This is a genomic window from Ruegeria sp. BC3, assembly GCF_056539265.1.
The window spans coordinates 151,901-177,851 of the sequence record NZ_JBQFUP010000003.1; the positions used below are offsets into that span (position 1 = coordinate 151,901).

25 protein-coding genes and 1 pseudogene are annotated in these 25,951 nt (G+C 56.3%); 10 read left to right on the plus strand and 16 right to left on the minus strand.

All coding sequences use genetic code 11. The features are described from left to right. Positions 1-84: 84 nt before the first annotated feature. Complete coding sequence (hpaR, locus tag ACR0MV_RS09675) at positions 85-561, plus strand: homoprotocatechuate degradation operon regulator HpaR (protein WP_480701975.1); 477 nt, start codon at positions 85-87, stop codon at positions 559-561. Positions 562-565: 4 nt separating this feature from the next. Here hpaR and ACR0MV_RS09680 read toward each other — a convergent pair whose 3' ends face one another. Genes ACR0MV_RS09680 through ACR0MV_RS09715 form a run of 8 tightly spaced genes read right to left on the minus strand, consistent with a single transcriptional unit; the run spans position 566 to position 9,116 of the window. Beyond that, positions 566-1,918: an aminotransferase class III-fold pyridoxal phosphate-dependent enzyme gene (locus ACR0MV_RS09680; RefSeq protein ID WP_480701976.1), complete on the minus strand. Its 1,353-nt coding sequence runs from the start codon at positions 1,916-1,918 to the stop codon at positions 566-568. Continuing rightward, the gene (locus ACR0MV_RS09685) at positions 1,915-2,730 is read right to left on the minus strand and encodes an IclR family transcriptional regulator (RefSeq protein WP_480701977.1); all 816 of its coding nucleotides are present in this window, start codon (positions 2,728-2,730) and stop codon (positions 1,915-1,917) included. Before ACR0MV_RS09685 ends, ACR0MV_RS09680 begins: the two co-directional genes overlap by 4 nt. 1 nt (position 2,731) lies before the next feature. Continuing rightward, entirely contained in the window at positions 2,732-3,442 is a 711-nt protein-coding gene (locus ACR0MV_RS09690; protein WP_480701978.1) for a type 1 glutamine amidotransferase, read from the minus strand. Position 3,443: 1 nt separating this feature from the next. After that, a complete protein-coding gene (locus ACR0MV_RS09695) occupies positions 3,444-4,736 on the minus strand; it encodes a type I glutamate--ammonia ligase (RefSeq protein ID WP_480701979.1) in 1,293 nt (430 codons plus the stop codon). A gap of 7 nt (positions 4,737-4,743) precedes the next feature. Then, positions 4,744-6,000 carry a cytochrome P450 gene (locus ACR0MV_RS09700; RefSeq protein ID WP_480701980.1) on the minus strand — a complete coding sequence of 419 codons (1,257 nt, stop codon included), beginning with the start codon at positions 5,998-6,000 and terminating at the stop codon, positions 4,744-4,746. Then, positions 5,981-7,585, minus strand: a complete 1,605-nt coding sequence (locus ACR0MV_RS09705) for a tripartite tricarboxylate transporter permease (RefSeq protein ID WP_170422393.1) — start codon at positions 7,583-7,585, stop codon at positions 5,981-5,983. The genes ACR0MV_RS09700 and ACR0MV_RS09705 overlap by 20 nt, the downstream gene beginning before the upstream one ends. Further along, positions 7,585-8,118 carry a tripartite tricarboxylate transporter TctB family protein gene (locus ACR0MV_RS09710; RefSeq protein ID WP_170422395.1) on the minus strand — a complete coding sequence of 178 codons (534 nt, stop codon included), beginning with the start codon at positions 8,116-8,118 and terminating at the stop codon, positions 7,585-7,587. The genes ACR0MV_RS09705 and ACR0MV_RS09710 overlap by 1 nt, the downstream gene beginning before the upstream one ends. A 59-nt stretch (positions 8,119-8,177) precedes the next feature. Further along, entirely contained in the window at positions 8,178-9,116 is a 939-nt protein-coding gene (locus ACR0MV_RS09715; protein WP_170422397.1) for a tripartite tricarboxylate transporter substrate binding protein, read from the minus strand. Between the two features lie 175 nt (positions 9,117-9,291). Between ACR0MV_RS09715 and ACR0MV_RS09720 the strand changes: the two genes are divergently transcribed. The 4 genes from ACR0MV_RS09720 to ACR0MV_RS09735 are packed head-to-tail and all read left to right on the plus strand — an operon-like array spanning position 9,292 to position 14,270. Further along, on the plus strand, positions 9,292-10,776 hold the full coding sequence (locus ACR0MV_RS09720) for an aldehyde dehydrogenase (protein WP_480701981.1): 1,485 nt from the start codon (positions 9,292-9,294) through the stop codon (positions 10,774-10,776). 44 nt (positions 10,777-10,820) lie between these two features. Then, positions 10,821-12,086 carry an aspartate aminotransferase family protein gene (locus tag ACR0MV_RS09725; protein WP_480702261.1) on the plus strand — a complete coding sequence of 422 codons (1,266 nt, stop codon included), beginning with the start codon at positions 10,821-10,823 and terminating at the stop codon, positions 12,084-12,086. Further along, positions 12,083-13,090, plus strand: coding sequence for a homoserine kinase (locus ACR0MV_RS09730; RefSeq protein ID WP_480701982.1), 1,008 nt, complete (start codon positions 12,083-12,085; stop codon positions 13,088-13,090). The genes ACR0MV_RS09725 and ACR0MV_RS09730 overlap by 4 nt, the downstream gene beginning before the upstream one ends. Next, complete coding sequence (locus ACR0MV_RS09735; protein ID WP_480701983.1) at positions 13,038-14,270, plus strand: Tm-1-like ATP-binding domain-containing protein; 1,233 nt, start codon at positions 13,038-13,040, stop codon at positions 14,268-14,270. The genes ACR0MV_RS09730 and ACR0MV_RS09735 overlap by 53 nt, the downstream gene beginning before the upstream one ends. A gap of 246 nt (positions 14,271-14,516) precedes the next feature. Here ACR0MV_RS09735 and ACR0MV_RS09740 read toward each other — a convergent pair whose 3' ends face one another. Further along, positions 14,517-14,924 (minus strand): universal stress protein, encoded by a 408-nt coding sequence (locus tag ACR0MV_RS09740; RefSeq protein ID WP_170422405.1) that lies wholly within the window; start codon positions 14,922-14,924, stop codon positions 14,517-14,519. 57 nt (positions 14,925-14,981) lie between these two features. Continuing rightward, complete coding sequence (locus ACR0MV_RS09745; RefSeq protein ID WP_480701984.1) at positions 14,982-15,431, minus strand: phasin family protein; 450 nt, start codon at positions 15,429-15,431, stop codon at positions 14,982-14,984. Between the two features lie 201 nt (positions 15,432-15,632). Here ACR0MV_RS09745 and ACR0MV_RS09750 point away from each other — a divergent pair, with 201 nt between their 5' ends. Next, complete coding sequence (locus ACR0MV_RS09750) at positions 15,633-16,805, plus strand: cation:proton antiporter (RefSeq protein WP_480701985.1); 1,173 nt, start codon at positions 15,633-15,635, stop codon at positions 16,803-16,805. Here the strand turns inward: ACR0MV_RS09750 and ACR0MV_RS09755 are convergent, their stop codons facing one another. Both ACR0MV_RS09755 and ACR0MV_RS09760 read right to left on the minus strand, forming a co-directional pair. Beyond that, positions 16,806-17,213 (minus strand): c-type cytochrome, encoded by a 408-nt coding sequence (locus ACR0MV_RS09755; protein ID WP_480701986.1) that lies wholly within the window; start codon positions 17,211-17,213, stop codon positions 16,806-16,808. It abuts the gene before it with no gap. A gap of 160 nt (positions 17,214-17,373) precedes the next feature. Further along, the gene (locus ACR0MV_RS09760) at positions 17,374-18,978 is read right to left on the minus strand and encodes a Na/Pi cotransporter family protein (protein ID WP_480701987.1); all 1,605 of its coding nucleotides are present in this window, start codon (positions 18,976-18,978) and stop codon (positions 17,374-17,376) included. A gap of 435 nt (positions 18,979-19,413) precedes the next feature. Between ACR0MV_RS09760 and ACR0MV_RS09765 the strand changes: the two genes are divergently transcribed. The 4 genes and pseudogenes from ACR0MV_RS09765 (at position 19,414) to ACR0MV_RS09780 (ending at position 21,494) form a co-directional block, all read left to right on the plus strand. Next, positions 19,414-20,634 carry an APC family permease gene (locus ACR0MV_RS09765; protein ID WP_480701988.1) on the plus strand — a complete coding sequence of 407 codons (1,221 nt, stop codon included), beginning with the start codon at positions 19,414-19,416 and terminating at the stop codon, positions 20,632-20,634. Between the two features lie 113 nt (positions 20,635-20,747). Continuing rightward, entirely contained in the window at positions 20,748-21,023 is a 276-nt protein-coding gene (locus tag ACR0MV_RS09770) for a hypothetical protein (RefSeq protein ID WP_170422416.1), read from the plus strand. Further along, a pseudogene (locus tag ACR0MV_RS09775) lies at positions 21,020-21,277 on the plus strand (AbrB family transcriptional regulator); the annotation flags it as partial. The gene ACR0MV_RS09770 and the pseudogene ACR0MV_RS09775, both read left to right, overlap by 4 nt. Before the next feature lie 121 nt (positions 21,278-21,398). Continuing rightward, the gene (locus tag ACR0MV_RS09780) at positions 21,399-21,494 is read left to right on the plus strand and encodes a hypothetical protein (RefSeq protein ID WP_480702262.1); all 96 of its coding nucleotides are present in this window, start codon (positions 21,399-21,401) and stop codon (positions 21,492-21,494) included. Here ACR0MV_RS09780 and ACR0MV_RS09785 read toward each other — a convergent pair. The 4 genes from ACR0MV_RS09785 to ACR0MV_RS09800 form a co-directional block, all read right to left on the minus strand. Beyond that, complete coding sequence (locus ACR0MV_RS09785) at positions 21,463-22,443, minus strand: D-2-hydroxyacid dehydrogenase family protein (RefSeq protein WP_480701990.1); 981 nt, start codon at positions 22,441-22,443, stop codon at positions 21,463-21,465. The two genes, ACR0MV_RS09780 and ACR0MV_RS09785, sit on opposite strands and share 32 nt — an antisense overlap. A gap of 14 nt (positions 22,444-22,457) precedes the next feature. Then, positions 22,458-22,676 carry a hypothetical protein gene (locus tag ACR0MV_RS09790; protein ID WP_480701991.1) on the minus strand — a complete coding sequence of 73 codons (219 nt, stop codon included), beginning with the start codon at positions 22,674-22,676 and terminating at the stop codon, positions 22,458-22,460. 51 nt (positions 22,677-22,727) lie between these two features. Beyond that, positions 22,728-23,816: a 4-oxalomesaconate tautomerase gene (locus tag ACR0MV_RS09795; protein ID WP_480701992.1), complete on the minus strand. Its 1,089-nt coding sequence runs from the start codon at positions 23,814-23,816 to the stop codon at positions 22,728-22,730. Positions 23,817-23,904: 88 nt separating this feature from the next. Further along, the gene (locus ACR0MV_RS09800; protein WP_480701993.1) at positions 23,905-25,935 is read right to left on the minus strand and encodes a tripartite tricarboxylate transporter permease; all 2,031 of its coding nucleotides are present in this window, start codon (positions 25,933-25,935) and stop codon (positions 23,905-23,907) included. Between the last annotated feature and the right edge of the window lie 16 nt (positions 25,936-25,951).

Consider the following 25,951-nt stretch of genomic DNA (forward strand, 5'->3'; position numbering starts at 1 on the left):
GTTAACTAATAATATTGCTATCGGATGTTGCGGCATCGAGTCAATCAATTTATTTAACATGTGATGTATCTTGAGGTTGGACCTTTGCCAGACGCACCGCAAAACCGAAAAGCCAAAACGCTACCCACAACGACGCAATCGCTTCCGGTGTCGCTCATCCGCGCGCGTGAGGCCGTCATGGCACCGATCCGCAAGATGCTGCAAAAAGCTGGAATAACAGAGCAGCAATGGCGTGTTTTGCGTGTCCTGAGTGAGAATGGGAAGACAGACGCCGGCATGCTGGCCAATCGCGCGGCGCTGATGTCGCCCAGCCTCAGCCGGATTATTCAGTCGATGGAGAGCGCCGGGCTCGTCTCCCGCGAGGCCGACCCAAATGACCGCCGCCGTCAGCACATCGCGATAACGGCCTCGGGCCAGGCAATCATCGACACCCATTTGGCCGAGGCATCGGACATCGCGGCGTATTACCGCGATATCCTCGGGGACGACGACCACGACACCCTTGTCGCGTTGCTGCAAAAACTTGCGCTAGGTCTCGACGACCAAAACCAGGACACTTGACGGATCACACCGACCCAAGGCCTTTGTCCAGCGACGTAAGAAGTGTGTTCACGTCATCTTCGCTCAGAACCAGAGGCGGAGAGAGAATGATGTTGTTACCCGACACGCGCACCATGGCACCGGCATCATAAGCCGTTTTCTGCACCTTGCTGATGGTCGCTTTGTCGATCGGTGCTTTGGTGCCCCGGTCGGAAACAAGCTCTAACGCACACATCAAACCGTATCCGCCGCGTACGTCACCGACCAGATCGTATTTCTCACCCAGTCTCCTAAGGCCAGCATGCAGTTGCTCACCGCGCGCGGCGGCATTGTCCTTGACGTTCAAGCGTTCCGTTTCCTTCAAACACGCAATCGCGGCGGCCGCGCCAACCGGATGTCCGGAATAGGTGTAGCCCGATCCAATCGCGGCCTTGCCAGAGGAGTCATTTTCGAAAACCTCCGAGACGGCATCGCTGATCATAACTGCGCCAAACGGGAAGTATCCGTTTGTGATCGCCTTGGCCGTCACGGCCATATCCGGCTTTACCCCAAAACGACGCGACCCGCTCCACGCCCCGGTCCGGCCATAGGCTGTAATCACCTCATCCGCGATCAGCAGAATTCCGTGCTTGGAACAAATCTCACGAACTCCGGGCATGAAGCTCTCGTGCGGGGGGATCACCCCACCCGCGCCCAGGACAGGCTCCATGATCATTGCTGCAATGGTCGAGGGATCCTGGAACTTGATCTCATCCTCAAGCGCCGCAAGGCATAGCTGCGCCAGCTTTTCCGGGTCGGTTTCCCCAAACGGGTTGCGATAGGTGTAAGGCGACGGAATGTGATGGCAGCCAGGCATCAGGGGCTCGTATTGTGTGCGGAAGTTCGAGTTTCCGTTTACCGATGCGCCCAAGGTATGCGTTCCGTGGTAGCCTTTCTTGAGGCTCAGAAATTTCACCCGGCCAGCTTCACCGCGGATTTTGTGATACTGCCGCGCAAGGCGCAGAGCGATTTCCACACCGTCCGACCCACCAGACGTAAAAAACGCGCGCGACAGCCCATCCGGCTCAAAAAACGCACGTAGCATCCAGCTGAGTTCAATCACCAGGTCGTTGGTCGTTCCGCGGAAAATTGAGTAATAGGGCAACCGGTCCAGCTGTTCCGAAATTGCATCCTTTACCGGCTGGCAAGAGTAGCCCAGATTTACGTTCCACAGGCCACCTACCCCGTCCACGACTGTGCGGCCATCCACGTCCGTGATCGTGACGCCTTCACCGCCCACAATAATCTCGGGCGGGTTCGCAAGGCTGTCGGCAGGATGAGCCATCGGATGCCACAGGTGGCGTGCATTGTTTTCTTTGAGGAAATTGCTGTCCTTCATGAGATCACCTGTTGTGTCGTGGTTTCATCGCCCCATTTCAGCGGCAAGTCATCAAAATCGCTGGGGAACGTGCCGCCCAGAGCGGTTGAGGCGCGTTTGGCCTCTTTCAAAAGCATAAGTGCAATATCGCGCAGTTTTTCCGGCTTGGCGCGCACACTTGGCACGGCAACTGCCAATGACCCAAGAACACGCCCGCCCTCTCCGAACAAGGGTACGCCAACCGATGTTACGCCCTCGTCAAATCCACCGGTTACCGTGGCAACGCCGAACCGGCGCACACTGTCGATTTTACTCTTGAGAGCAGCGGGGTCAGAAATTGTCTGGTCCGTGTACTTTGACAGGGGCCTGCTCATGATGCGTGTCTGCCAGTCGTCGGGACAAAAGGCCAAGGCCGCAAGACCGGACGAGGTTGCATGCAGCGGCAACATCTCGGCGATGTCGAAATTCACCTGGATGCCGTGAAGACTGGGATCGAAGTGGACCACCGGGGACAACGCGTCGCCCTGCAGCAGGCTGGCATGGGCCAGTTCGCCAACGGTTTCGGACAACTCGAACACGATCGGCTGCAACAGCTTCCGCACTGGGAAAAGCGTCTCACGCAGAGCAGACAACCGTAGAAGCGCCGGTCCAAGCCGATACGCGCGTGTGTCCGGGTGTTGTTCAAGGAACCCATTCTCTGCAAGCTCGGTCAGATGGCGATGCACCGTCGCCTTGTCACGTCCAGTAAGGCGTACAAACTCGCCCAACCCGATTTCTGCCCGGTCCCGAGCAAATAGCGACAGAAGATCGAGTGCCTTTGTGATCGTTCCCATCCTATCGCCCCCCGAACTCGAAAAACGCTGCAATTTCATTGGCAAACGCCACGCGATCTGCGGGGCCTTGTTCAATCGATGCACGCGCCGCGCCGGTGACCTCTTCGCCAACATAGTCGGCATATTCTTCGACAAGATCGGCGATGAACTCTTGGGTCATTTCGGGATGATGCTGGACGGTGAAAACATGGTTCCCGATGGCATAACCCGCGATTGGGCAACCCGGGCTTTCAAACAGCCGCTGAGCACCTTCAGGCAATGCACCCACTTGTTCGATATGCGAGCCGTACAGGTGCCACCCATTCTGAGCGTTCGACCAAGGCATAGATGCTACACGATTGGTTTCGATCCGGCCATGCGCCCAGCCTTCCGGATTTCGAACGATCGGCGCGCCCAAGGATTTTGCGATGATCTGGTGGCCAAAACATGCGCCAAAAACCGGGATTTCATGGTCGATAAGGTCTTTGATAAGCCCCTCAAGCTGCTGCATCCATGGTGCATTCTCGGCGACCGACGCGGGGCTTCCGGTGATCATCACCCCGTCGAATTCTGCAAGATCGTCGGGGAATTCCCCCGTGCAAACCCAGTAAGCCTCGACGTCCCAATCGGGGCGGACTTCAGCAATCAAAGTGGCGAATTTTTCGTCATCCAACGGGCGCGCTTTTGCAAATGCGCTAAAGTCGGTGTTGGTGACAAGGGTCGCAAGTCGCATATCAGATAAACCACACGTAAAAGTCGAGCAGAGCGTCAGGCTCCAGTTCGCGCGTCTTACGGAATTCCCGCTCTTTCATGAAGGCATGATTTTCAACCAACTCGCGCCCGACGGCATCGACCAACGCCGTGTCGGCCTGAAGGTCTTGAATCGCCTTGCGCAAGTTCGGTGCAGTACCGGTTCGGGCGTCCACTTTGTCAAACCCATCTCCGGTCTCGATGGGCGGTAAGTTCATCTTGGCCTCATACCCAAGCCGGGCCGCCTGCAAAACCGCGGCGGCTGCGGTGTAAGGGTTTGCGCTGGCGTCCGCCATACGATGCTCAAGACGGGCTTTTGCGCCACCCTCTCCGGACACGCGCGTCGTGACACCGCGATGGTCGCCGCCCCAGTTTTTCCAATATCCGGAAAGAGATGCAGGCTGCAGGCGGCGATACGATCCGGCGGTAGGCGCGATCAGGCCGGCCAACCCCTCGTGATGGTGAACAAGGCCCGCAAGGCAACCGCGCGACAGGTCGTTCACATGGTCCGGGCCGCCGACCTCTCCGGTCGCCAGTGCATTCTTGCCCTCGGCGTCCTGAAACGAGAAATTGATGTGCATGCCGGATCCACCAAGCTCTGACAGCGGCTTAGGCAGAAATGTCAGGACAATCCCGTGGTCCAGGGCAATCTCGCGCGCCATCTGGCGGAAAAGGACGATGTCATCCACGGCGGTCAGCGCGTCATCGAATGTCAGAGTGTATTCGAACTGCGGGCTATCATATTCGGCCGTGATCAGATCCAGTCTGAACCCCATTTCCAGCGCCTTATTCCAGATCACGTCGTTGATCCGCATAGGGTCCGCAAAAGGCCCCGTACCGTACACACCGCCACCGGGTGCATCGTAGGGGCGCAACCGGCCATCTTCGCCGCCTTGCAAAGCGTAAGCCTCCAGCTCGATCCCTAGCATCGGTTTCAAGCCGTGCTTTTCCCAATCAGCCACCGCGCGCTTCAAGGCACCGCGCGGGCATAAAGATAACGGAGAGCCATCAGCGTCATACAGATCACCCAAGACAATCGACGTATTGGGTTCCCACCCCTTGCGAACGTCGTCGCCGCGCCAGCGCAATTCCATATCCGGCGCGCCTTCGCGCACTTTCGCATGCGGCGCATCCAGCAGAAGATCACGGTCGTAGTGCACGCCGAACGTTGCACGTGCAAAACGGGTCGAGGCGTCACCGATCTTACTGGCGGGCACATACTTCCCGCGCGGGATCGACAGGTGATCGATGAAAAGAGCTCGTAAACGGTTGGACATTTATAACCTATTGCAGAGTGACGCGAACAGGCATCCGTTTGATGCCGTTTACAAAATTGGATCGGACAAAGGCCTCGGGCCCGTCGGGTTCGATGGTTTTGATCCGTTTGACCAATTCCTCGAACAGCACCCGCACCTCAAGCCGAGCCAAATGCATTCCCAGGCAAACGTGCGGCCCGCCCTGCCCCCATCCCAGCTGACGATTGGGCTTGCGTGACAGATTCAGTCGATACGGGTCTTCGAACATCGTCTCATCCCGGTTGGCCGAAATGAACCAGTAAAGAACCTTGTCGCCTTCCCGGATCTGCTGGCCGTGGACTTCGACATCCTTCATCGCCGTCCGGCGGAAATAGGTCGCGGGTGAAGCCCAGCGCACAATCTCATCTGCGGCTGTGCCCCAAACCTCACCCGATCGCATCTCTTCCAGCAGACCCTCCTGCCGTGCGATCGCCTGAATCCCTGCCGCGATGGAGTACCGGGTTGTGTCATTGCCCGCGGCAACCAACAGACAGAAGAAGTTACGGAACTCGGTTTCCGAGATCGTTTCACCATTTTCATCGGGCTGCAGAATGAGGTGAAGAATGCCGCTGGTGTCACCGGTCGCATTTTTCTTGTCCATCAGCGTGCGGGAATACTCATACAACTCGGCACCAGCAGGCGAGTTGAACGGCATCAGGCGATAGGCGTTCGTCTCCATCTTGTCGACCACGTGTTCGGTGAAATCCGGATCGGAGTTGGCCATCAGGGCATCACCTTTGTCGACCAGCCACGGCAGGTCTTCGTCCGGGACCCCCAGAATTTGGCCCAGCATCCGCATGGGCAACTCCCGCGCGATATCGCGCGTTGCGTCGAAACTTCCCTTCTCCAACGCCCTATCCAAAATCGGACCGCAGAGATCGCGGATCTGCCCCTCGAACCCAGCCACAACCTTGGGCGAGAACGCCTTGGCCACTTTCATGCGGACCTTACGGTGCTCTGTCCCATCGGTTTCCTGAAAGGTGCGACGAGCCATGTATTCCTCGTATGTCTGATCCTCCATACGAATCCCACGCGCCGACGAAAAAGTTTCGACGTCACGCACCATCTTGTCGATATCCGCGTGACGGGTAATGGACCAGTACCCCTTGCCGCCCTCAAATTCGGACCAGTGGCAGGGCGCTTCGCGCCGCAGCCGTGCAAATGTGTTGTAGGGCGCGCCTTTGGCGAAACTGTCATGCGAGCCGAGGTCTGCGAACCCGTCGTCTTCAGGAACCCACATGGTCATAGAAACGCCTCCGTCTTTGTTGCTTCTTGCGATTTTCAAAGTGTCGATGCGAACGGCCCGAAATCCGTTTGGCAAAGGTGTTGGATGCTTTTTTCTGCATCGAGCGGCGATCAACAGGCCGCCATTCCCGCCAGACACGCCAGATGGTCGAAACGAGGATGATCAGGATGATGCAGAACAGCAGGAACGCGATCGGGCGATCAATGAAGTCCAACGGGGTTTTGACCCGCGCTAGGGACGCCCGCAGCTTGACCTCCATGATCCCGCCCAGAACCATCCCCAGGATGATCGGCACGATGGGCATATTCAGGCGCTTAAGGACGAACCCCAGCAAACCGAACACAGCCGCGATGATGCAGTCCATCGCAGAGTTGCGGATCGAATAGACGCCCACAAAGCTGAGCAACAGGATGCACATTCCCAGAAAACGATTGGGAATACGCGTCAGGTGAACAAGCCAGCCCGTCGAGACCAAAAGGAAGCCAACCACTATGACGTTCAGGACCAACAGCGCGATATACAGCGCAACGACAAAGTCCATGTCATTCTGGAACAGCCCCGGCCCCGGCACGACGTTGTGCACATAGAATACCGACAGCATCATCGCCGTCAGAGCCTCACCCGGAATGCCCAACGCCAACAGCGGGATCATGGCCGCCGCAGGGACAGCGTTGTTCGCGGTTTCCGACGCGATCAGCCCCTCTGACGAGCCATGCCCAAACGCTTTGGGGTTCTTCGAAAGTTTCCGCGCCGAAGTGTATGACATGAACTGAGCCGTGAATTCCCCGACCCCCGGGATCATGCCCATGACCACTCCGAAACTGGCCGAGATGGCCGCAACGCGCGGGTGCCGGGCCAGTTCCCGAAAACCCTGAAACAACGAGCCGCGCGACCGGGGCAGCCGAATTTTCTCGTCATCCATCGTCAGCAGCAAAAAGGCCTGCGACAGCGCGAAAAGGCCCAGAACCACCACGATCAGATCAAGACCACCGGCCAACCAGCTCTGCCCGAAGGTGAAGCGGCGCGTGTAGGCAGCTGGTTCCAGACCAACTGTTCCGATCAGGATGCCGAACCCCGCAAGCGCGGCCGCAATCGCCATCTGACCCTTGTGGGCAACGACGACCAATACAAGGCCAAGCAACGCAGCCAGGAAGATCTCACGCGAGCCGAACATTGGCGCGATCTTCGCAAGTACAGGCGACAGAAAGATCAGGCAGATCACCGAAAACAAGCCGCCCAGAAAGCTGGCTGAATAGGCCAAGGACAGCGCTCGCCGCCCCTCGCCCCTCAATGTCATCGGGAACCCGTCATAGGTGGTCAACGCATTCACGGCCGTACCGGGCGTGTTGATCAGGATTGCGGGTATGGACCCACCGTACATTGACGAGCCGTAGATGCCCAACAGCAGCGTCAGCCCAACGATCGGATCCATCGAGAATGTCGCGGGCAACAGGATGGCAATGGCAACAGCCGGTCCCACCCCGGGAATTGCACCGATGGCCACGCCGCCAACAGCCCCAACCAGCAGGGCAAGCATCACGTCCCAGCGCGCCAGAACGTCAATGGCCGAAAAGATCAGATCCATCAGAGATACACCAAGAAGAATGTTCGGACCGAGTCCGGCAGGAACTCATAGATTTGCGCGCCCGGGATACTGACGCCAAGAAAGCCCTTGAACAGGACCACCATCGCAATCGCGAACAGCGCGGCAATTCCCACTGCAAAACGGGTTCGGTAGCCCAAGCGGTACGTCAGTGCGCAGGCGAAGATGATGCTCATGGGCATAAAACCTAGGCGTGGAACGGCCGCGACATAGACCAGGAACCAAACAAGGTATTCCAAAGGCTCTGCCCAGCGACGCGCTTCGACCCAATCCAAAGCATTGGGCTTTCTGCGTCGCATCAAGCGATAATGTACCGCAAAGCCCGCAAGCATCGTGATCAGCGCGATTGCCGGCCACAAACGAGGCTGGCTGCCAATATTGCGCGCCTTTTCGGTCCACTCAGTCTGATTGCCGATCTGCGAAAGCAGGACCAGAGTTACGATCAGACCTGCAACAACAAACACAACCTGACCGGATGTCTTTGTCTTGACCTGTAAAAGCTCGGAATTGTCCATTCGAAGTGGCCCCTAGCAGAGTTGAGAGGGCACGGTCGCGCCCTCTCGCAAGATCGCAATTACTGGTCCAGCGCTTCTGAGATGGTGCCCAGAGTTGCTTTGTCTTCTGCGATAACAGCAGCGCTTTCGTCAGCATTCAGCCAGTAGACCAGCGCACCGGTTTCTGCGGCCAATTGCTGTGCTCGCTCGCTTTTGACCGTTTTCTCGGCAACGGCAGCAATCTTGTCGCGCACGTCTGCCGGGGTGTCCTTGGTCACGAACAGACCGTTCCACAGGGAAATGTCGAGGCTCGGTTCGACTTCGCCAATCGCGGGCGTGTCAGGAACCTTGCTGATCCGCTCACCCGTGATCGAGACCAGCACTTTCACGTCATCAATGCACGGCAGGATAAGTTGCAACGTGGTGTTGATCACATCCGCATCGCCCGAAGCCAGCGTGTTGCAATCCAATGCGTCAAACGCAGCGTCCCCGCCCCATTCAAATCCCATTGTCGATGACAGGGCCTTGGTGACTTGGGTCGGCGTCAGCACGTCGCCAAAGTGTCCCAAGAAGACTTCGTTCTCCTTGGCGTAGTCAGCCAGTTCCTGCATCGACGAATAAGGCGCGTTGCCAGAAGTCGCGATGACAAACGGATAAGTCAGGAAGATACCGATCGGGTCGAACTTCTCGGGCGTCAGCTCGGGAATGTCGATCTCATGACCAATCAAGGAAACAGCCGGAACGAAAGAGCCGATGGTGTAGCCATCTGCCGGGGCCGTGGCGACCTCAACAGCGCCGGGGAACGGGCCGCCGCCACCGCCGGGCTTGTTCACCACAGCCGCTGGCACGCCATATTCCGCCTGAAAGTCTTCGGCGATCATCCGGGTCAGCACGTCCTCCAAATCGCCCGGAGGCCACGGGACAATGAAGCTTACGGGTTTTTCGGGGTACTCGGCCAGGGCCGGACCGGCCAGACCAATAGCAAGTGCGGCCAGTGCGGCCTTGGCTTTGTTGGACATATCATCTCCCTGCGACGCGTCGCTACGTTGGTTTATTATTTGAACCTTTAGCATCATTTATTCTGAATTGGATTCTTCACCTGTCAACAAAAAAATCATCATTGACAAATGCACGTTTAAAGTTTGACACTTTTTTTGACACCATAGGTTCATTATTTAAACCATGAGGCCTGACTTGGACACTTCAAGAATTGAGGAACTTCGGTCCCGCGCCATTCCACCGGCAAGTCATCTGATTGAAGGCACCCCTCATCAGTCATCAGACGGCGGTGCACTGAACGTTGTATCGCCCATCGACGGCTCGATCCTGACCACCATGCCCAAGGGCACGCGAGACGACGCAAGGTTGGCAATCCGGTCTGCGCGACGTGCTTTTGACGATGGAAGATGGTCCGGGCTAGCCCCCTCTTCTCGCAAGAAAATTCTGCTCAAGTGGGCGGACCTGATCGAAGCAAACGCGGAAGAACTGGCCGTTTTAGGCGTGCGCGACAATGGGACGGAAATCGGAATGGCCTACAAGGCCGAACCCCTCAGCGCCGCGGGAACGATCCGTTATTTTGCAGAAGCGGTCGACAAGATTTACGGAGAGATTGCCCCAACTGCACCGAACGCGCTTGGGCTTGTGCATAAACAGCCAGTCGGAGTTGTTGGCGCAATCGTGCCATGGAACTTTCCTTTGATGATCGGCAGCTGGAAGCTGGGCCCAGCCCTTGCCGCGGGCTGTACAGTGGTGCTGAAACCCGCAGAAACGGCCTCGTTGACCCTGATCCGCCTGGCGCAGCTTGCTATCAACGCCGGACTGCCGCCCGGCGTTTTCAATGTCGTGACAGGAGAAGGCGCGGTCGTTGGTGCCGAGATCGCCGAATCTCATGATGTCGATGTTCTGGTTTTCACCGGATCGGGCGCGACCGGGCGGCGGTTGATGGAGGCCTCTGCGAAGTCCAACCTCAAACGTGTCTATCTGGAACTTGGCGGCAAATCTCCAAACATCGTCTTTGCCGACGCACCTGATTTGACTGAGGCCGCGAAAGTGTCAGTCGCCGGTATCTTTCGCAATTCCGGCCAGGTTTGCGTCGCCGGATCACGGCTGCTGGTGCAGCGCGAAATTCACGACAAGTTCGTTGAAATGTTGGTTCAGAATGCTGAGGCGATGCGGGTCGGCGACCCGCTGGACCCAAATACTCAAGCGGGTGCTGTGAACTCGGAACACCAACTGGCGCAGAACCTCGCGTTCGTTGACGAGGCCCGCGCCGCAGGTCGCACCATTGCCACGGGCGGTACGCGCATCCTGCAAGAAACAGGCGGCACCTATATGGCACCAACGATTATCACGGGCGTACAACCCGATGACCGCGTCGTCTGCGAAGAGGTGTTCGGCCCGGTTCTGACGGTGCAACCCTTCGACACCGAAGAAGAAGCAATCGCGCTGGCCAATGCGTCAAAGTTCGGCCTGGCCGCGGGCCTGTGGACAGCTGACCTATCGCGCGCCCACCGTATGATCGCGAAAATTCAGGCCGGTGTGGTGCACGTCAACACCTATGGCGGCGCGGATATCACCGTGCCTCTGGGCGGGGTAAAGCAATCCGGAAACGGGCATGACAAGTCCTTGCATGCGTTCGATAAATATCTGGACTTGAAAACCGCCTGGATAAAACTCTGAGCCGAGGATTTTGCGTGACCCTTCCTTCTAAGTCAGTCGAACTTATGGAACGCCGGGCGAGGCTCTTGGGCCCTAACGTTTCGACGTTCTATGACGAGCCCGTGCATTTCGTGAAAGGCGAAGGCGTGTGGCTTTGGGATGCTGATGGTCGCAAGTATCTGGATTGCTACAACAACGTCCCCCACGTTGGACATTGCAATCCGCGCGTGGTCGAGGCGATCTGTCGTCAGGCTTCGACACTGAACACCCACACGCGATACCTGCACGACGGTATTCTGGATTACGTCGAAAAGTTGACGGGTACCATGGATACCTCACTCGACACCGCGATCCTGACCTGCACCGGGTCCGAGGCCAATGACATCGCGCTGCGCATGGCCGAAGGAATGACCGGCAAACGGGGCATCATTGCCACCGACGCAACCTACCACGGCAATACCGCGCTGGTCAGCCAACTGGGCAAATCCAATGTGCCCACGGTCGGGTTCGGACTGGATCAGTACTTCAGGTTCGTCGACGCCCCGGACAGTTATCGCAACCCGGACCCGGATGGTGCGGGATTCGCTGACGCAGTGGCCGAACAGATCGCCGAACATGAAAAGTCCGGCGTTGGTTTCGCGGCCTTGGTCATCTGCCCCTATTTTCTGAACGAAGGGTTTCCAGATCACCCCGAGGGATGGTTGAAGCCCGTGGCCGAAGTTGTTCGAAAGGCTGGTGGTCTTTTGATCTGCGACGAAGTTCAGTCGGGCTTTGGGCGCACGGGCACGCATATGTGGGCGCACCAAAAAATGGGCGTGGTGCCGGACATCGTTACGATGGGCAAACCCATGGCCAATGGGCATCCGGTGGGTGGCGTTGTGACGCGCGGCGAAATCCTTTCAACCTTTCGCAAAGGGTATCGCTACTTCAATACGTTCGGTGGCAACCCGGTCTCTTGTGCCGCGGCGATGGCCGTCCTGCAGGAAATGGAAGATCACGACCTGATCACAAATGCGAAAGCCGTCGGTGAACATGCGCGTTCAAGGCTGACCCTATTGAAGCAGAAATACGAGTTCATTGGTGATGTCAGAGGATCAGGCCTGATATTCGGTGCCGAAATGGTTCTGGACCGTGAAAGCAAGGAACCCGCCGGCGCTTTCACCGATCGCGTTATCAATGCCATGCGCCATCGCGGCATAATCCATTCCAAATTAGGCAGGCATAAGAACACCCTGAAAATCCGCCCCCCGATGCCATTTTCGATCGAAAATGCAGACCTCCTTTTCGATACGCTGGACGAAGTTCTGGCTGAAACGCCCCTGACGCGATGAAAGAGATCGTAGAGCAAGCCCTCGTCCAATGGGGCATGGAAGATGCCGAATGGTCGTTGGTAGCTGCCCGCGAAAACCATGTGTACCGCGTGCGGAACGGAACGGCGTCTTTTGCGTTGCGCCTACATCGCGAGGGTCTGCATTCAGCCGCCGAGCTTAGGTCGGAACTCCAATGGATGTCAGCGATTGCGGCGAACGGCGTCAGTGTGCCCTCCCCTGCCGCGACCAAGAATGGAGAGTTTCTGATTCAGGTCGATGGGATTCACGTCGATCTGTTGGATTGGTTGCCCGGCCGCCCGTTGGGCGCGACCGGGGCGAGGCTTGAACCTGAAAACCGAGCCGAGACATTCAAGGCAATTGGCCGCGAAATGGCCCGGTTGCACAAAATCAGCGACGCCTGGACACCTCCGAAAAACTTCACGCGTTGGTCCTGGGACCGCGCCGGACTGCTGGGCGAAGAACCACTTTGGGGCCGTTTTTGGGAAAACCCTACGATAAACGGTGAAGACCGAGCCCTTCTGCTCCGCTTTCGAGACAAAGCAGACCACGAATTGCAGCGGCTTGAGAGCAGCCTGGATTACGGCCTGATACATGCCGACCTCGTGCGTGAAAACGTGATGGTGGACGGCAACAAAATACGGCTGATTGATTTCGATGACTCTGGCTATGGCTTCCGACTGTTCGACGTGGCCACAACGCTGATCAAGAACCGGGAGGAGCCGGATTTTGAACAGCTGCGCAGGGCCTTGCTTGATGGATATCGGTCCGAACGTCCCATCAATACAGACCAGCTTGATCTATTCATGGCCTTGCGCGCCACATCGTATGTTGGCTGGATCTCATCCCGATTGGACGAAGAAGGCTCATCAGACCGCAACACCCGATTTCTTGAAACCGCCCGAGAGTTGCTGACCCAATTTCTGGACTTATGCGCATGCAGGAGAGGAACACATGACCCAAAAAACAGTTCTGCTGATTGGCACCTACGACACGAAAGAACCTGAGATGCGCTTCATCGAGGACGTGGTCAAAGCGCAAGGTGCCAATGTTCTGACAATGGACGTCTCGGTTCTTGGAGATCCGGAAAGCGCGACGGACATCAGCAAACACGACGTGGCTGCTGCGGGCGGAATGACAATTGACGAGGTGATCGCGCAAGGCGATGAAAACAAGGCATTCCGCGTCATGTCCGCAGGCGCAGCCAAGGTCGTGGCGCAGGCTTATGCAGCGGGACGTTTTCAAGGCATGCTGGCAATCGGTGGAACGATGGGCACTGATCTGGCGCTAGATTGCGCTCAGGCGCTGCCAATGGGTGTTCCGAAATACATCGTTTCGACCGTTAGCTTCTCGCCCTTGATCCCCCCGCATCGCCTGGCCCCGGACATTCAAATGATCCTTTGGGCCGGTGGCCTATATGGGATGAATTCAATCTGCCGATCGTCTTTGAGCCAGGCTGCGGGTGCTGTTGTCGGAGCGACCAATGCAGCCATTGAGCTGGATCGCAGCAAACCGTTGATCGGGATGACCAGCCTTGGCTCTTCCTGTCTGCGATACATGAAAACCCTGAAGCCCGCCTTGGAAAAGCGTGGTTTTGAGGTCGCCGTGTTCCATTCAACAGGAATGGGCGGCATGGCGTTTGAGAAACTCGCCGGCGAAGGCGCTTTTGTCTGCGTCATGGATTTCTGCATGCAGGAATTTGGGAACCTGATGGCTGGGTCGGTCGTGTCCAGCGGCGAAGACCGCGTGACGAATGCTGGGCGCGCGGGCACTCCGCAAATGGTTGCGCCGGGCGCGCTGGATCTGCTGGATTTTGCAGGCTGGCAGGACATTCCGGATCAATACGCTGATCGCCCCTTTCACGAGCATAACCGCCTGATAAAAAGCTCGGTGTTTACTGGCGAAGAACGCCGCGCCTGGGTTCGGGAACTCGCCAATCGTCTAGAGGCCGCGACCGGGCCGGTTCACTTTTTCTTGCCGGTACTGGGCGTCGAAGCCTGGGATAAGGAAGGGGAAGAAGCCCACGACCCCGACGCATTGGCTGATATGGTTGACGAAGTTCGAAAAGTCCTGTCGGACCGAGTGCCGACAACCGAACTGGACGCCCATATCAACGACCAGGCTTTTAGCGATGCTGTTTTGGCACAGTTCGATATTTGGGTTCAGAACGGAACAGTTTCTTCGTAGAACCGTTAGTCGGACCCTTCCTCGGAACTCTCGGTTCGCTGCACAACTTCAGCCAAAAGCGGCCACGCCAGCATCTGGCACTGAAGCTTTGGCAACTAGCAAGAAAAAAGGATGATTTCGGGCTGGTTTTGAAGTTCTTGAACGAGGCAGGTCTGGCCACGGGCAAAAGCCACGCAACCGCCCTGCCCCGCTCAAGCAAGGTTCTTCTGGCAAGACCCCTAAAGGTCGCGCATCGCAAGCATTGGTTCAGCGAATTACGTGAACCGAACACCTGGCGTGATGCACAACTCTGTTCGCAGTGGAACCTAGGAAAATATCCTCGAAACCAGGCTTGTGCGAAGCCAAGACGATGCAATCCGCACCACTCTCATTTGCAAAGTCAACAATAGCCCTGCCCGCGTGCCCAGAGATGAGTCGAGCCTTCGCGCCTGGAATTTCAGAGGCAGTCTGATGCAGATTTTCCAAAATCTCATGCCGCGTGTTTTCCAGCACTTCGCTTGGAATCTGAGACCCTACATACGCCGGAATAGGCTCTTGGACGTGTATGACGGTAAAAACAGCGTCCGCATCGGCCAAATGGCGTGCGGCCTCGAAGGACGCTTGAGTGTCGTGGTCTTGGTCCAGAGCAACCGGGATCAGGATATTCTTGTACATTTGACCTCCTGTCTACTGCTCCGATGTTTTCAGTTTTGTTTTTCGGCAAAAGAAAACCTACACAGGCTCAGACTTTGCAGACTTGACTGCGCTCTTTGTAGCGGCTGTGACGTCATCAACCGTTTTCTCAACGGCTTCGGCTTCGGTTTCAGCCACATACGCAGCGCAGCGCGCCACCGTTTCGAACCATTCCTGAGCGTCAGCGACCAACCGCTCCGCTGAACGGCGCTGCCAATCCGCCATGCTCTGAAGGGCTTTAGATGGATCGGACGGGTTCGCGGAAGACACATTGCGTGCGGCTTTTAGGGCCGTCCGGACCGCCTCATGACGCCGTTCGAACCAATGCTGCGCAAAGGCCTCTGTTTCTTCGAGCATTTTTTCTTGTGCGTCCCAAAACTGCTCGATCTGAGCGCCGAAAGCCGGACTGCCAGACATGGGCGGCTGCATTTGCTTAAAAACGTCCACAAGCGAAGCCGGGTAGTTTGAGCTAGATTTCTTTGTCGGCATCGAAAATTCCTCCTCATTCCCTAAATGAGTTATTTTGCCACCTGTAGCGCGCTTTCGCCTTAATACAGATCAATATACTTTATTTTTTGGGATCCTCGCCTTGAGCTGCGACAGCGCTCTTGCATTCGCTCCGACATCGGTTCCTAGCAAGCTTGGTTGGAGTTAGAGTAGTTCAGACAAGAACTTAACGCTTGGTTTTTTATGCACGTTGCCAGCTTTCTGATCACGCTTGGTGTCCTCTTTCTTGCCGGATTGGCGGCTGATCAGCTTGGCCGGGCCACACATCTTCCTCGTGTTACAACCTTACTTTTTCTCGGTCTGATCGCCGGGAACGCCGGAACGGGGTTGATACCACTCGACGTTGCAATGTGGTTCGACGAAGTATCCATTGTGGCCTTGACGATGGTCGCGTTCCTTCTTGGAGGATTTTTGACGCGCGAGAACCTGGTTCGGCATGGCCGAGCCATTCTGACGATTTCGATTTCAATAGTGATTGCAACCCTTGCTATTGTGTCTGCTGGATTGACCGCAATTGGTATGCCGTTTGGATTGGCATTGGTGTTGGCGGCAATTGCCACAGCTACGGCTCCGGCCGCAATGACTGATGTGATCAAACAGTCTGGAGTTTCCAACAGCTTTACCGAGACGTTAAAGGGCGTAGTCGCAATAGATGACGCTTGGGGTCTGATCGTTTTCAGCATCGTCTTGGTTCTGGCTGGCCATACAGACGGTTGGGCCACCGTCACCGCCGCAGCGATGTGGGATTTCGGGGGCGCCATTGTTTTGGGTGTCACCTTGGGCGTTCCGTCCGCTTACCTGACCGGCCGTTTGAAACCAGGGGAGCCAATGCAGGCAGAAGCAGTGGGCATCGTCTTTCTTACAGCGGGCCTAGCGCTATGGCTGGAGGTTTCATTCCTCGTAGCAGGCATGGTTGTCGGCGCGGTGATCGGTAACCTTGCCCGACATCACGAACGCGCGTTTCACGAGATAGAGCACATCCAGTGGCCATTCATGATCCTGTTCTTCCTGCTGGCTGGTGCAACGTTGGATATTGAGGCCTTTGGCTTGATGGGTTGGGCCGGTGCCCTTTTCCTGATCCTGCGCACCATAGCACGTCTTGTGGGGGGCTATTGCGGGGCGAGACTAGGAGGCCTACCCCGCCGTCAGGCCCATTGGTACGGGCCCGCCTTGCTGCCGCAGGCTGGTGTCGCGGTCGGTATGGCTCTTGTTGCCGGAGAGCAGTTTCCAAACTGGGCCGCGTCCATCATGGCCTTTACGTTGGCCAGCACAGTGGCCTTCGAAGTGTTGGGGCCTCCCCTGACTCTCATGTCAATCAGACGCACGGCTGACGCGGACCAGCAGATTAGTCAGTGACTAATCAGCCTGGATCGATTCCAGAAAGGCGAGCAAATTCGCCAACGGCAAGCCTACCATCATTGGTTGCCCATTGGGCAAAGCCACCGCGATTTGTTGGTCAGTCTCAAAGACTGCGCCAAAGATTGGCATTTCGCCACCATGGGCTAGCAATTGTGAACGACCATCGATCTGTTCAGCTATGCGATCTGTCGGAAATACACCGTCGTTTCCGCTCGCCAACTTGGTGAGATCGGGTGTTCGAATGGCCAGCATTTCGGCCATTGGCCCGTCTCCGGTGGCTTCGAAACCGTGACATTGCCAGCAATACGTCCGGTACAAATCACGTCCCTCGTCGACGCTAATGTCCTGTGCCAGTGCAGGTCCCGTGACGAAGAGTGCCAGTAAAACCCCGCGAACAATCTGCATATGCCCCTCCAATTCGTTACCCTAGATGAAGTTCTTATCAAACGGTATCTTTAGGAAACTTCTTTGATCTTGCTCATGTTGCACGTTCCAGCACGAAGATTGGCGTTTCGGTCGAATAGCGTTTGTGAACGCGCCAAGTCTAATCCCGGTCGGTCTGCAGCTACGCCACCTCGTCATTAACCTCACCACCCTTGTGCCCAGAAGGTACTCCTTCCAATGCGTTCAAATGCCAGCGAATTCGCCAAAGGTGATAAGATGCGCGATGCAACCATCTGAGAGCATCCAGCCGAGCCCAAACAACTTCGTCCGGCAGACTATCAGTTGCAGCGTCAGAAATGAGCAAATCTCTGCGGAGTTTCCTCTGACGTCGCAGGAAACGGCGAACGCGGTTCAGCGTGTTTTCACATTTCTCGGGATCGTCGGTCTTCAAGTAACCGTCGGTAGCTCGAATCATCACCGAGGCAAGCCGTTTCAAACGCGGGTCCTTCGGCAACTCGCTAATCCGATCATCTTGGCTACACCGGTAGAGCAACCGATCAAGATGATCGAGGATATGGTACATACCTTTGATACTGGATAACTCTGCGTCGGACCTGCTGGACAGTTCTATCTTATCCAAATACGAGCGCGCTTCGGAGACAGCGGTCTCAATATTGTCCCGCCCATAGTCGGTTCCGCGCGGCTGAGATGCCCCCATACATGACCGAAGGTGCGCCACTTCGGCCCTTACAATTCTTTCGACTGCAGCATTTGCCGCATCCACGGCTATTTCAGGTATCCCAAGGACAAGAGGATCCAGAGATCTCGTTAACTCGGCACCTCGGTCAGGTACGAGTGCTTCGACAAATTTGGCAAAAGGTTTGGCGAAGGGTAAAATCAGCGCTACGCCTATGGCGTTGAAGAAACTATGGAATGCGACAAGCGCAGTCAGAGAATTTCCTGCCCCCGCCCCGCTTACAAAGACCGAAGTAAACGGCCCCAGCAGGAAAAATGCCATTAGTCCCGTCATCACGTTGTAGATCACATGAGCAAAACCGGTGCGGCGAGCCATCGTGCCCCCACCAAAGGTGGCCAAAACAGCGGTGAAAGTTGTCCCCACGTCCATTCCAATGACAAGCGCCGCCGCTTGAGGGAAGTTCACAGCACCAGCGCTTAACGCAGCCAAGGCTGTCGCGACGCCGGCGCTCGAAGACTGCGTCACCATCGTGATAAGGACACCGATTAGTACAAGCTTCAGCCTGCCGAGCAGTGTATCTGGCGGAAAATCGGCAGGAGTAACTACGCCACGAAAAGCGTCAAGCCCGGACTTGAGTTGCTCGATCCCAATGAAAATCAAACTGAACCCGGCCAATGCCAGCCCAAGGCCGGATACCGTCTTTCTTCCCGAAAGCGCCAACAAAGCCCCGACAAAAACAACAGGTAACATCACTTGCCCTAGGTCTAGTTTGAACCCTAAGAGTGCCACGAGCCAACCGGTCATGGTCGTTCCGATATTGGCCCCAAAGATGATCCCAAGCGCTTGGGGAAATGTGAGCAGACCAGACGCGACGAACCCGACAGCTGCAACGGTAGTTGCGCTGGAAGACTGGATCGCAGCCGTTGTGACAGCGCCTGTTACCGCCCCTGTAAACGGCGTTTTCGTAAAGCGGCTCAAAATATCGCGCAGCCGCGCGCCGGCCAAAGCCTTCAGCCCGTCCGTCATCAACAGCATTCCAACAAGGAAGAGGCCGATGCCGCCAAACGCTGGTAACAGGTTCCAAAACATCACAAACAACTTGCCACGCCAGGTCCGACGCTGCGTCGCACTCCGGCATTTTCTTCATGGCCGCGAACAACCGACGGCAGCTCATGTTTAGCCTCGCAGACCCGGCGCGAGGTGTTGATTGACATAGATCAAAGCGCCAGCAAGATTCACATAGTGAAATACGAATGTTTCAGCGTGATCTACGTTCACCGACCTGTCCCCAAGCAAACAAGAAGGTGAACGGAATTCTGAAGGCGTGGAAGTTCCACCCGGGGGCTCGGCAGGAAAGTTGGCGAGCCCCTCATAACTTGCCGGCAAACACTTTGCCCGGACGGTGGAGCGATTTTGACACGGCGCGGGTTCGATCATCGAAATCGGCCACGTCGTCGGTCGCGGGTAAAACCAAATGCAAACACCGCTTGCTCATCCTGGACGAAGCAGTTGGCGAAAAGGCTAATGAACACGGTTGATCCGAAAGAACAGAAACTCAGACGGGCCCTGACCACTCCGTTGCTCACACTTTATGGACTTGGGGTAACAGTAGGAGCAGGCATTTACGTCTTAGTGGGCGCAACGGCAGGCATTGCCGGACCCTTTGCGGCGTTATCGTTTGTTGTGGCAGCTCTCGTCGTATCCCTTACCGCACTGTCGTACGCAGAACTCGCAACTCGATTTCCTGTCAGCGCAGGTGAAGCGGCCTATGTCGAGGCGGGATTTCGGAAAAACTGGATGGCGGTTCTTGTCGGGCTAGCGGTGGCAGCCTCGGGCGTTATCTCGGCATCTGCCGTTGCAATCGGCGCAGCGTCATACCTGCACGCTTTGACCGGTTTTACGATCCCTATTTTGACCATAAGCGTTGTTTTCATCATGGGTCTTATCGCGCTTTGGGGGATCACGGAGTCAGTCCTTGTTGCGGCTATCATCACAATCATCGAAATCGCAGGTCTTCTCTTTGTGATTGGCTGGGGCATGTCGATCCAGGATCCGCAGGGATACGCGATAAGTTCGATGCTTCCGCCGCTGGAACTCGGCGCGTGGAGAGGCATTTTCGCGGCATCACTACTCGCTTTCTTTGCATTTGTTGGCTTCGAGGACATGGCCAATGTCGCGGAAGAGGTGAAAGACCCTGTGCGCACCATCCCAAAGGCGATTTTGCTAACGCTCGTTCTGGCGACCGTATTGTATTTAGGAACCTCAATGACGGTTCTACTTGTCGTTCCGATTGATGTTCTTTCGACGTCAGCAGCACCCCTCGCGCTTGTGTTTTCAAACGCGCCCGAGGTGATCAAACAGGGCTTTTCCGCAGTAGCGATTGTGGCGACAGTCAATGGAGTGCTGATCCAGATGATCATGGCCTCTCGGGTGATCTACGGGCTAGCTGATCGTGACCATTTGCCGAAGGTTCTCGCGATAGTGCCTAAAGCAACTCAGACACCGGTTGTCGCTACATTGCTGGTCGTGGCGATCATCGTTCTGCTGACCCAAACTATACCGATTGGCACTCTGGCAGAGCGCACGTCTCAGATCGTTCTGGGCGTCTTTGTGCTCGTCAACATTTCGTTGATCCTGCTGAAGATGAAGCCGGACGAGGCCGCCGAGCACTTCCGCGTTCCTTTTGTGGTTCCGGTTCTTGGGGTGATCACCAGTGCATTGCTTTTCGGATCTGGATTTCTGTAACTAAACACTACGACCCAAAGGCTTCCACGAGCTACCACGGCATATGACGACTGACCAAACCTCCATAGGATCAACACTCTCGGCTTGGTGGCATAGAACCTTTGTGAACCGGAATGACGGCACTCACTGCCTTCGCTACAGTCGAAGGTCAGAGGGCAAAGATTGCACGTTTCGTGGGCAATATCGCGAAGGAAGCCGGTTGCAACACAAGGATGATCAATACTGACGAAATGCACGGCCAAATGTTGCTTGATGATGTGGCCGAGGTAATTCTTCTTGCCTTTGTCGGCGAGCGTAGGCACCGCGAGTCATTCGAGGCATTTTTTGCGTTAGGTCCAGAAGAAGCGCATGACTACCTTAACAAAATGCTTGTACGAACAGTTTTTTGACCAAATGCGACGATGTTGATCTCAGGCGCAGTTACGGGGCATCCATCCTCGCCCCAATAATCCAGACAGCGGCTCTGTCACTGGGTGATTTCCTTCCTACGCGACCGCTTCGCGAGGCAATCCTTGCAGCACAATTCATTATTGGCTGCGGGATCTGTGTGAAATTCGTGGGCGTCACTTGGGTCGAACTCCGCCGGGTGGTTGCAGCGGGCTTCGTCTATGTCATCGTCCTTGCCATCTTAGCTACCGCTTTTTTCGCCTTTGTGACTGCGTTGGACTTCGGCCAGCCGGTCGAGGCTTTCATGGCCGTTGCCCCCCGATGGACAGGCCGAGATGACAGTTTTGGCCATCGTCTCGGGCGCGGATCTGGGCTTTATGATCACCCACCGTCTGACAAGGGTCGTGCTGGTGATCATCGGCGCGCCCATAGCGACCAACCTTATCCCGCGCTGTTCCAAGCCTCGGGGTTGATCATGTGAATGGGAGCACCTTCAGAATAGGCGTTCACCTGATCGAAGATATCCGCGAATTGCAGGTCGAATTCGTCCTCGGTCACAAAACCTATATGCGGTGTCGCAATCAGTTCTGGGTGCGATAGCAAAGGGTCATTCGGGTCAGTAAGCGGCTCGGTATCAAAGACATCAATTGCGGCCTTACCCGGGCGACCGGCGTTCAGCGCGTCCAACAACGCACCCGGAGCGATCAGCCCGGCCCGGGAGGTGTTCACAAACAGAGCTCCCGGTTGCATCTGCGAGAAATCCGACGCTGTGATGATGCCGCGTGTGTTGGGCTTCAGGCGGACATGGACTGAGACAACGTCGCTGTTGGCAAAGAACGCTTCGCGGCTTGCGGAGACTTGAACACCATCCGCCTGCGCGCGCGCCCGACCTTCGTCCGAGGACCACCAGACCACGTTCATCCCAAACGCCTCGGCGTAGCCAGCAACAGCGCGGGCGATGCGGCCATATCCATACAGACCCAGCTTCCGACCCCTCAGGGTCTTGCCAACTCCGGCCTGCCAATGCCCGGCTTTGACCGAGGCCATCTGCGCAGGCAAATCGCGCATCCCGGCCATGATCAGCGCCCATGTCAGTTCTGCTGCTGCATATGAAGGCGTCCCGCCATGCATGTTCGAACACAGCAGCACGCCGCAATCCGAGCATGCCTGCACATCGACATGCGGGTATACGCTGCGCTGACTGATCAATTTCAGATTTGGGAGTTTTTCAACCAAATCGCGGGTGATCTTGGTGCGTTCTCGAAACAAAACCAGCGCTTCAGCGTCCTTCAAGCGTGCGGCCATTTCGCTGGTATCTTCGACATGATCTGTCCAGACCTTCACGTCATGGTAAGATAGCTTTTCAAAACAGGGCAGGCCCTGCAGTGTATCAAACCAATCATCCAGAATGTGAACTTTCATCGACTTCCTATACCCTACTCGGTGCTCAGATTTCTTGGCGTCGGCACAAAATGACGAGTGTCGAGTGCTTCTAGCGCATTGCGAACCCGTTCACGTTGATCCAGCAAATGGTTGAATTGCTCGTCACACCCGGCAATCGGAGTCGGGTAGTCCGAGATATCCCTCCGCAGAGCCGCCTGCGCCAGCCTGAGTTCCTGACGCGCGATATCAAGGCATTCGGAATAGTCGTCCATCGTGACACCCTCATGATGTATACCATAGTATACCCAGTTAGACCCACCATTTCAACAGCCGTTCCATTCTGATTCCGGTACATAAACATGCCCATCCGCCAATTTGCGGGCAGTCCTTACCAGACCGGCAGATATTACGTTGAACTCCTCGTCGTTCGAAAAGTCCACCAGAACGTCGATCTTGCCTGAGGCGTGTTCCAATACAACGTCAGCCGGGCTTGAAGCCGGGCGATCAAGCAAACCGTCGGCGACGGTACCGGGCGTCAAAGCGCAAGACGCCATGCATTGCGCACCTGTAACGGCCAGTGTCGGGTGAGTTTTCCATGGCATGAAATACCGAACCGCAAGAGTTCCACCCTCTCTGGCGGGTGCGATCAACCCGAATTTCGGAGTTACCGATTTCGAGACGTCCCCCATACCCATCAGTTCTCCGGCTTCGATCCGCACGGCCTCCATCCGATCAAAAAAAGCACGGTTGGCATCCAGCTCTTCGGCGCTTTCATATCCTGTCAGTCCGAAATCCTCAGCTCGAGCTATCGCCATCGGCATAGCGACATCCATGCAAGTCAGCTCGACCCCCTGCACTGTATCGCGCAAATTTCCAGTGGGTAGAAATGCACTAGTTGCCGAACCCACAACGCCCATGAAACTCAGCTGCACCGGTGCAGAATGGCCGGGGACTCCGGCGATTTCCACATCGCCGTCGTACACCAACTCACCGCCCGGGGTCTGCACTTTAGTAACGACACGGGCGCCTGTATTGACGGCGCGAATACGGATTTCGGTTTCATCGCCGTTGGGCTGGAACAATCCCATTTCGATCGCAGCTGGACCAACTCCTGAGAGGATGTTCCCGCAGGTGGGTTTGAAATCGACCCGCTTTTCATCAACAGAAACCTGCGCGAAGAAATAGTCGATATCGGCCCATTCGTCCTCGCTGACTGAAAGCATCGCCACTTTGGTCGTCACTGCGTTACCACCACCGATCCCGTCGATGTTGAGCGCTTGTCCAGCCCCGATGGCAGCGACCAGAACATCGGCCAAAGTGTCCAAATCTTCGGGCAGATCAGAGCGTCGAAAATAAGGTCCTCGGGAAGTGCCGCCGCGCATGAAAACATATGGGATTGCTGTCTGGGTCATCGCGAACCCTCCTTTACAAACCGTTGATATTTCGAATTTCAGCGCTGCCCAGCCCGCCAGATTGGCCGGCCGGGCAACCGTGGAGCGCTTAATTGAGCGGCCATGGCAGGTTCACCATGTCTTGCAGCAGACCCGGCGGGAAATCCCTGTTCAAAGCGCCGGCCATGAAGCACATGAAACCGATGCCACAAGCCGTCAGGAGCAGCGTCATCTGCCAGCTGGACCCGGCGCGAATGCGGAAAAATGCGATCAGGAACCCGATCAGGGCTAGGATAAAACCCACTACCCAAGTGGCCGCGATCAAACCTGCAAACCAGGCGAGCGTTGACCAAAGTCCATGTGGCGCGCTCGCATCTTCGCCGGCGAGTTCCTTGTCAGCAAAGATCGCATCCCCCTCGGGTCGCCGCATCATCTGGATCAACAGAATGACGCAGCAGAACAGCGACACGCTGCCGATCACAAGCGGGATGATCTTGTCGGTCATGTTGTAGTCAGGGATCATGTTGGCATTGACCAACGCCACGATCAGATAGGCCATGATCACTAGCAAAAAGATCAGCGGCGCGCGCTTGCTTCCGGATTTGACCTCACCTTCGGCCATGATCATCTTGGCCTGCCGAATGCCCAGAATGACCGAAACCACAGTGACCACGATCAGGACGATCACGATCGGGCTAAAGACATATTCCATGCCTTCTGCAAAGCTTTTGCGGAAGCGGAACGAAGCGATCTGGAACGCCTGGTTGGTGAATTTCTCAACCGGGTTCGACAGAACGAAGCCGATCAGAAAGGCCGGGCGCGACCAGTCAAAGCGGCGCAGGAAGATACCGATCAAGCCGATGACAAACAGGGCCAGAAGGTCTTCGAAGTTTTGTCCGGACTGGAACGCTGCGAAGCTGATCAGCATGAATAGGAATGGCGCCAGATAAGTGAAGCGGATCGTCGTGAGCTTGGCGATACCGCCGGAGGCCGCGATGCATAGGATGGTGCCGACCACGTTGGCCAATGCCAGCAGCCAGACGATCGAATACGTAATATCGAGGTTGTCCTTGAGCATGCTTGGGCCGACCTCGATATCGCCGGACCCCAACAGGGCGACCGCACCGATGAAGATTGCCATAGAGCCGGAACCGGGAATGCCGAACAGCAGGGTTGGAACCAGCCCTCCACCTTCTTTGGCGTTGTTCGAACTTTCCGGTCCAATGACACCCCGCACTTCACCCTTGCCGAAGTTGCTTTTATCTTTAGTCGATTGAACCGAATGGCCATAAGCGATCCAGTCAACAACCGAGCCACCAAGGCCGGGAATGACACCGACAACCACGCCAATGATTGAACAGCGGACTGACAACCAGATGTTTGCAGCCCAGTCTTTGACGCCATCAAGCCAGCCCGCGCCCAGTGAGGCACCCTTAGCAATGGATCGGTCTTGACGCAGCAGCGAGACGATTTCCGGCACCGCAAAAATACCCAAGCCAACGATGACCAACTTCAAACCATCGGTCAGGTAGGGAATGTCATAAGTCGCCATACGCAGCGACCCGCCTGCGTCCGCCTCGCCAATCGTACCGACCATCAAACCCAGCCCTGCGGCCGCGACACCCTTCAGTGGGATACGTCCGGCTAAGATAGCGACCATCGACAAGCCAAGAATGGTGATCATCAGCATCTCGGGCAGACCGAATGCCAGAACGATGGGCCGCGCGATCAGGATAAACATGGTCAGAAATGTTGCGCCGACCAAACCGCCAAAAAGCGATGAAGCAAAGGCCGCTGACAATGCCCGCGCGGCCTCGCCCTTTTTTGCCATCGGAAAGCCGTCCAGCACGGTCGCCTGTGAGGCAGAGCTGCCGGGGATGCCCATAAGAACCGATGCGAAGGTGTCAGAGGTCGGAACAACGGCAACCATCCCGATCATCAGCGCCAACCCAAGAATAGGGTCCATGCCGAACATGAAAGGCAGCAATAGGGACAGACCAGCAATACCGCCAAGCCCCGGGAAAACACCTACGGCCAGCCCCATGACGACGCCGAGAACAAGATACCCCAGAACAATAGGTTGCAGGATCAGACCCCACGCGTCATTGAGCGCAGGAAGAGCGGTGGCGAAAACCTCCATAGCGGCCGCCTTTCAT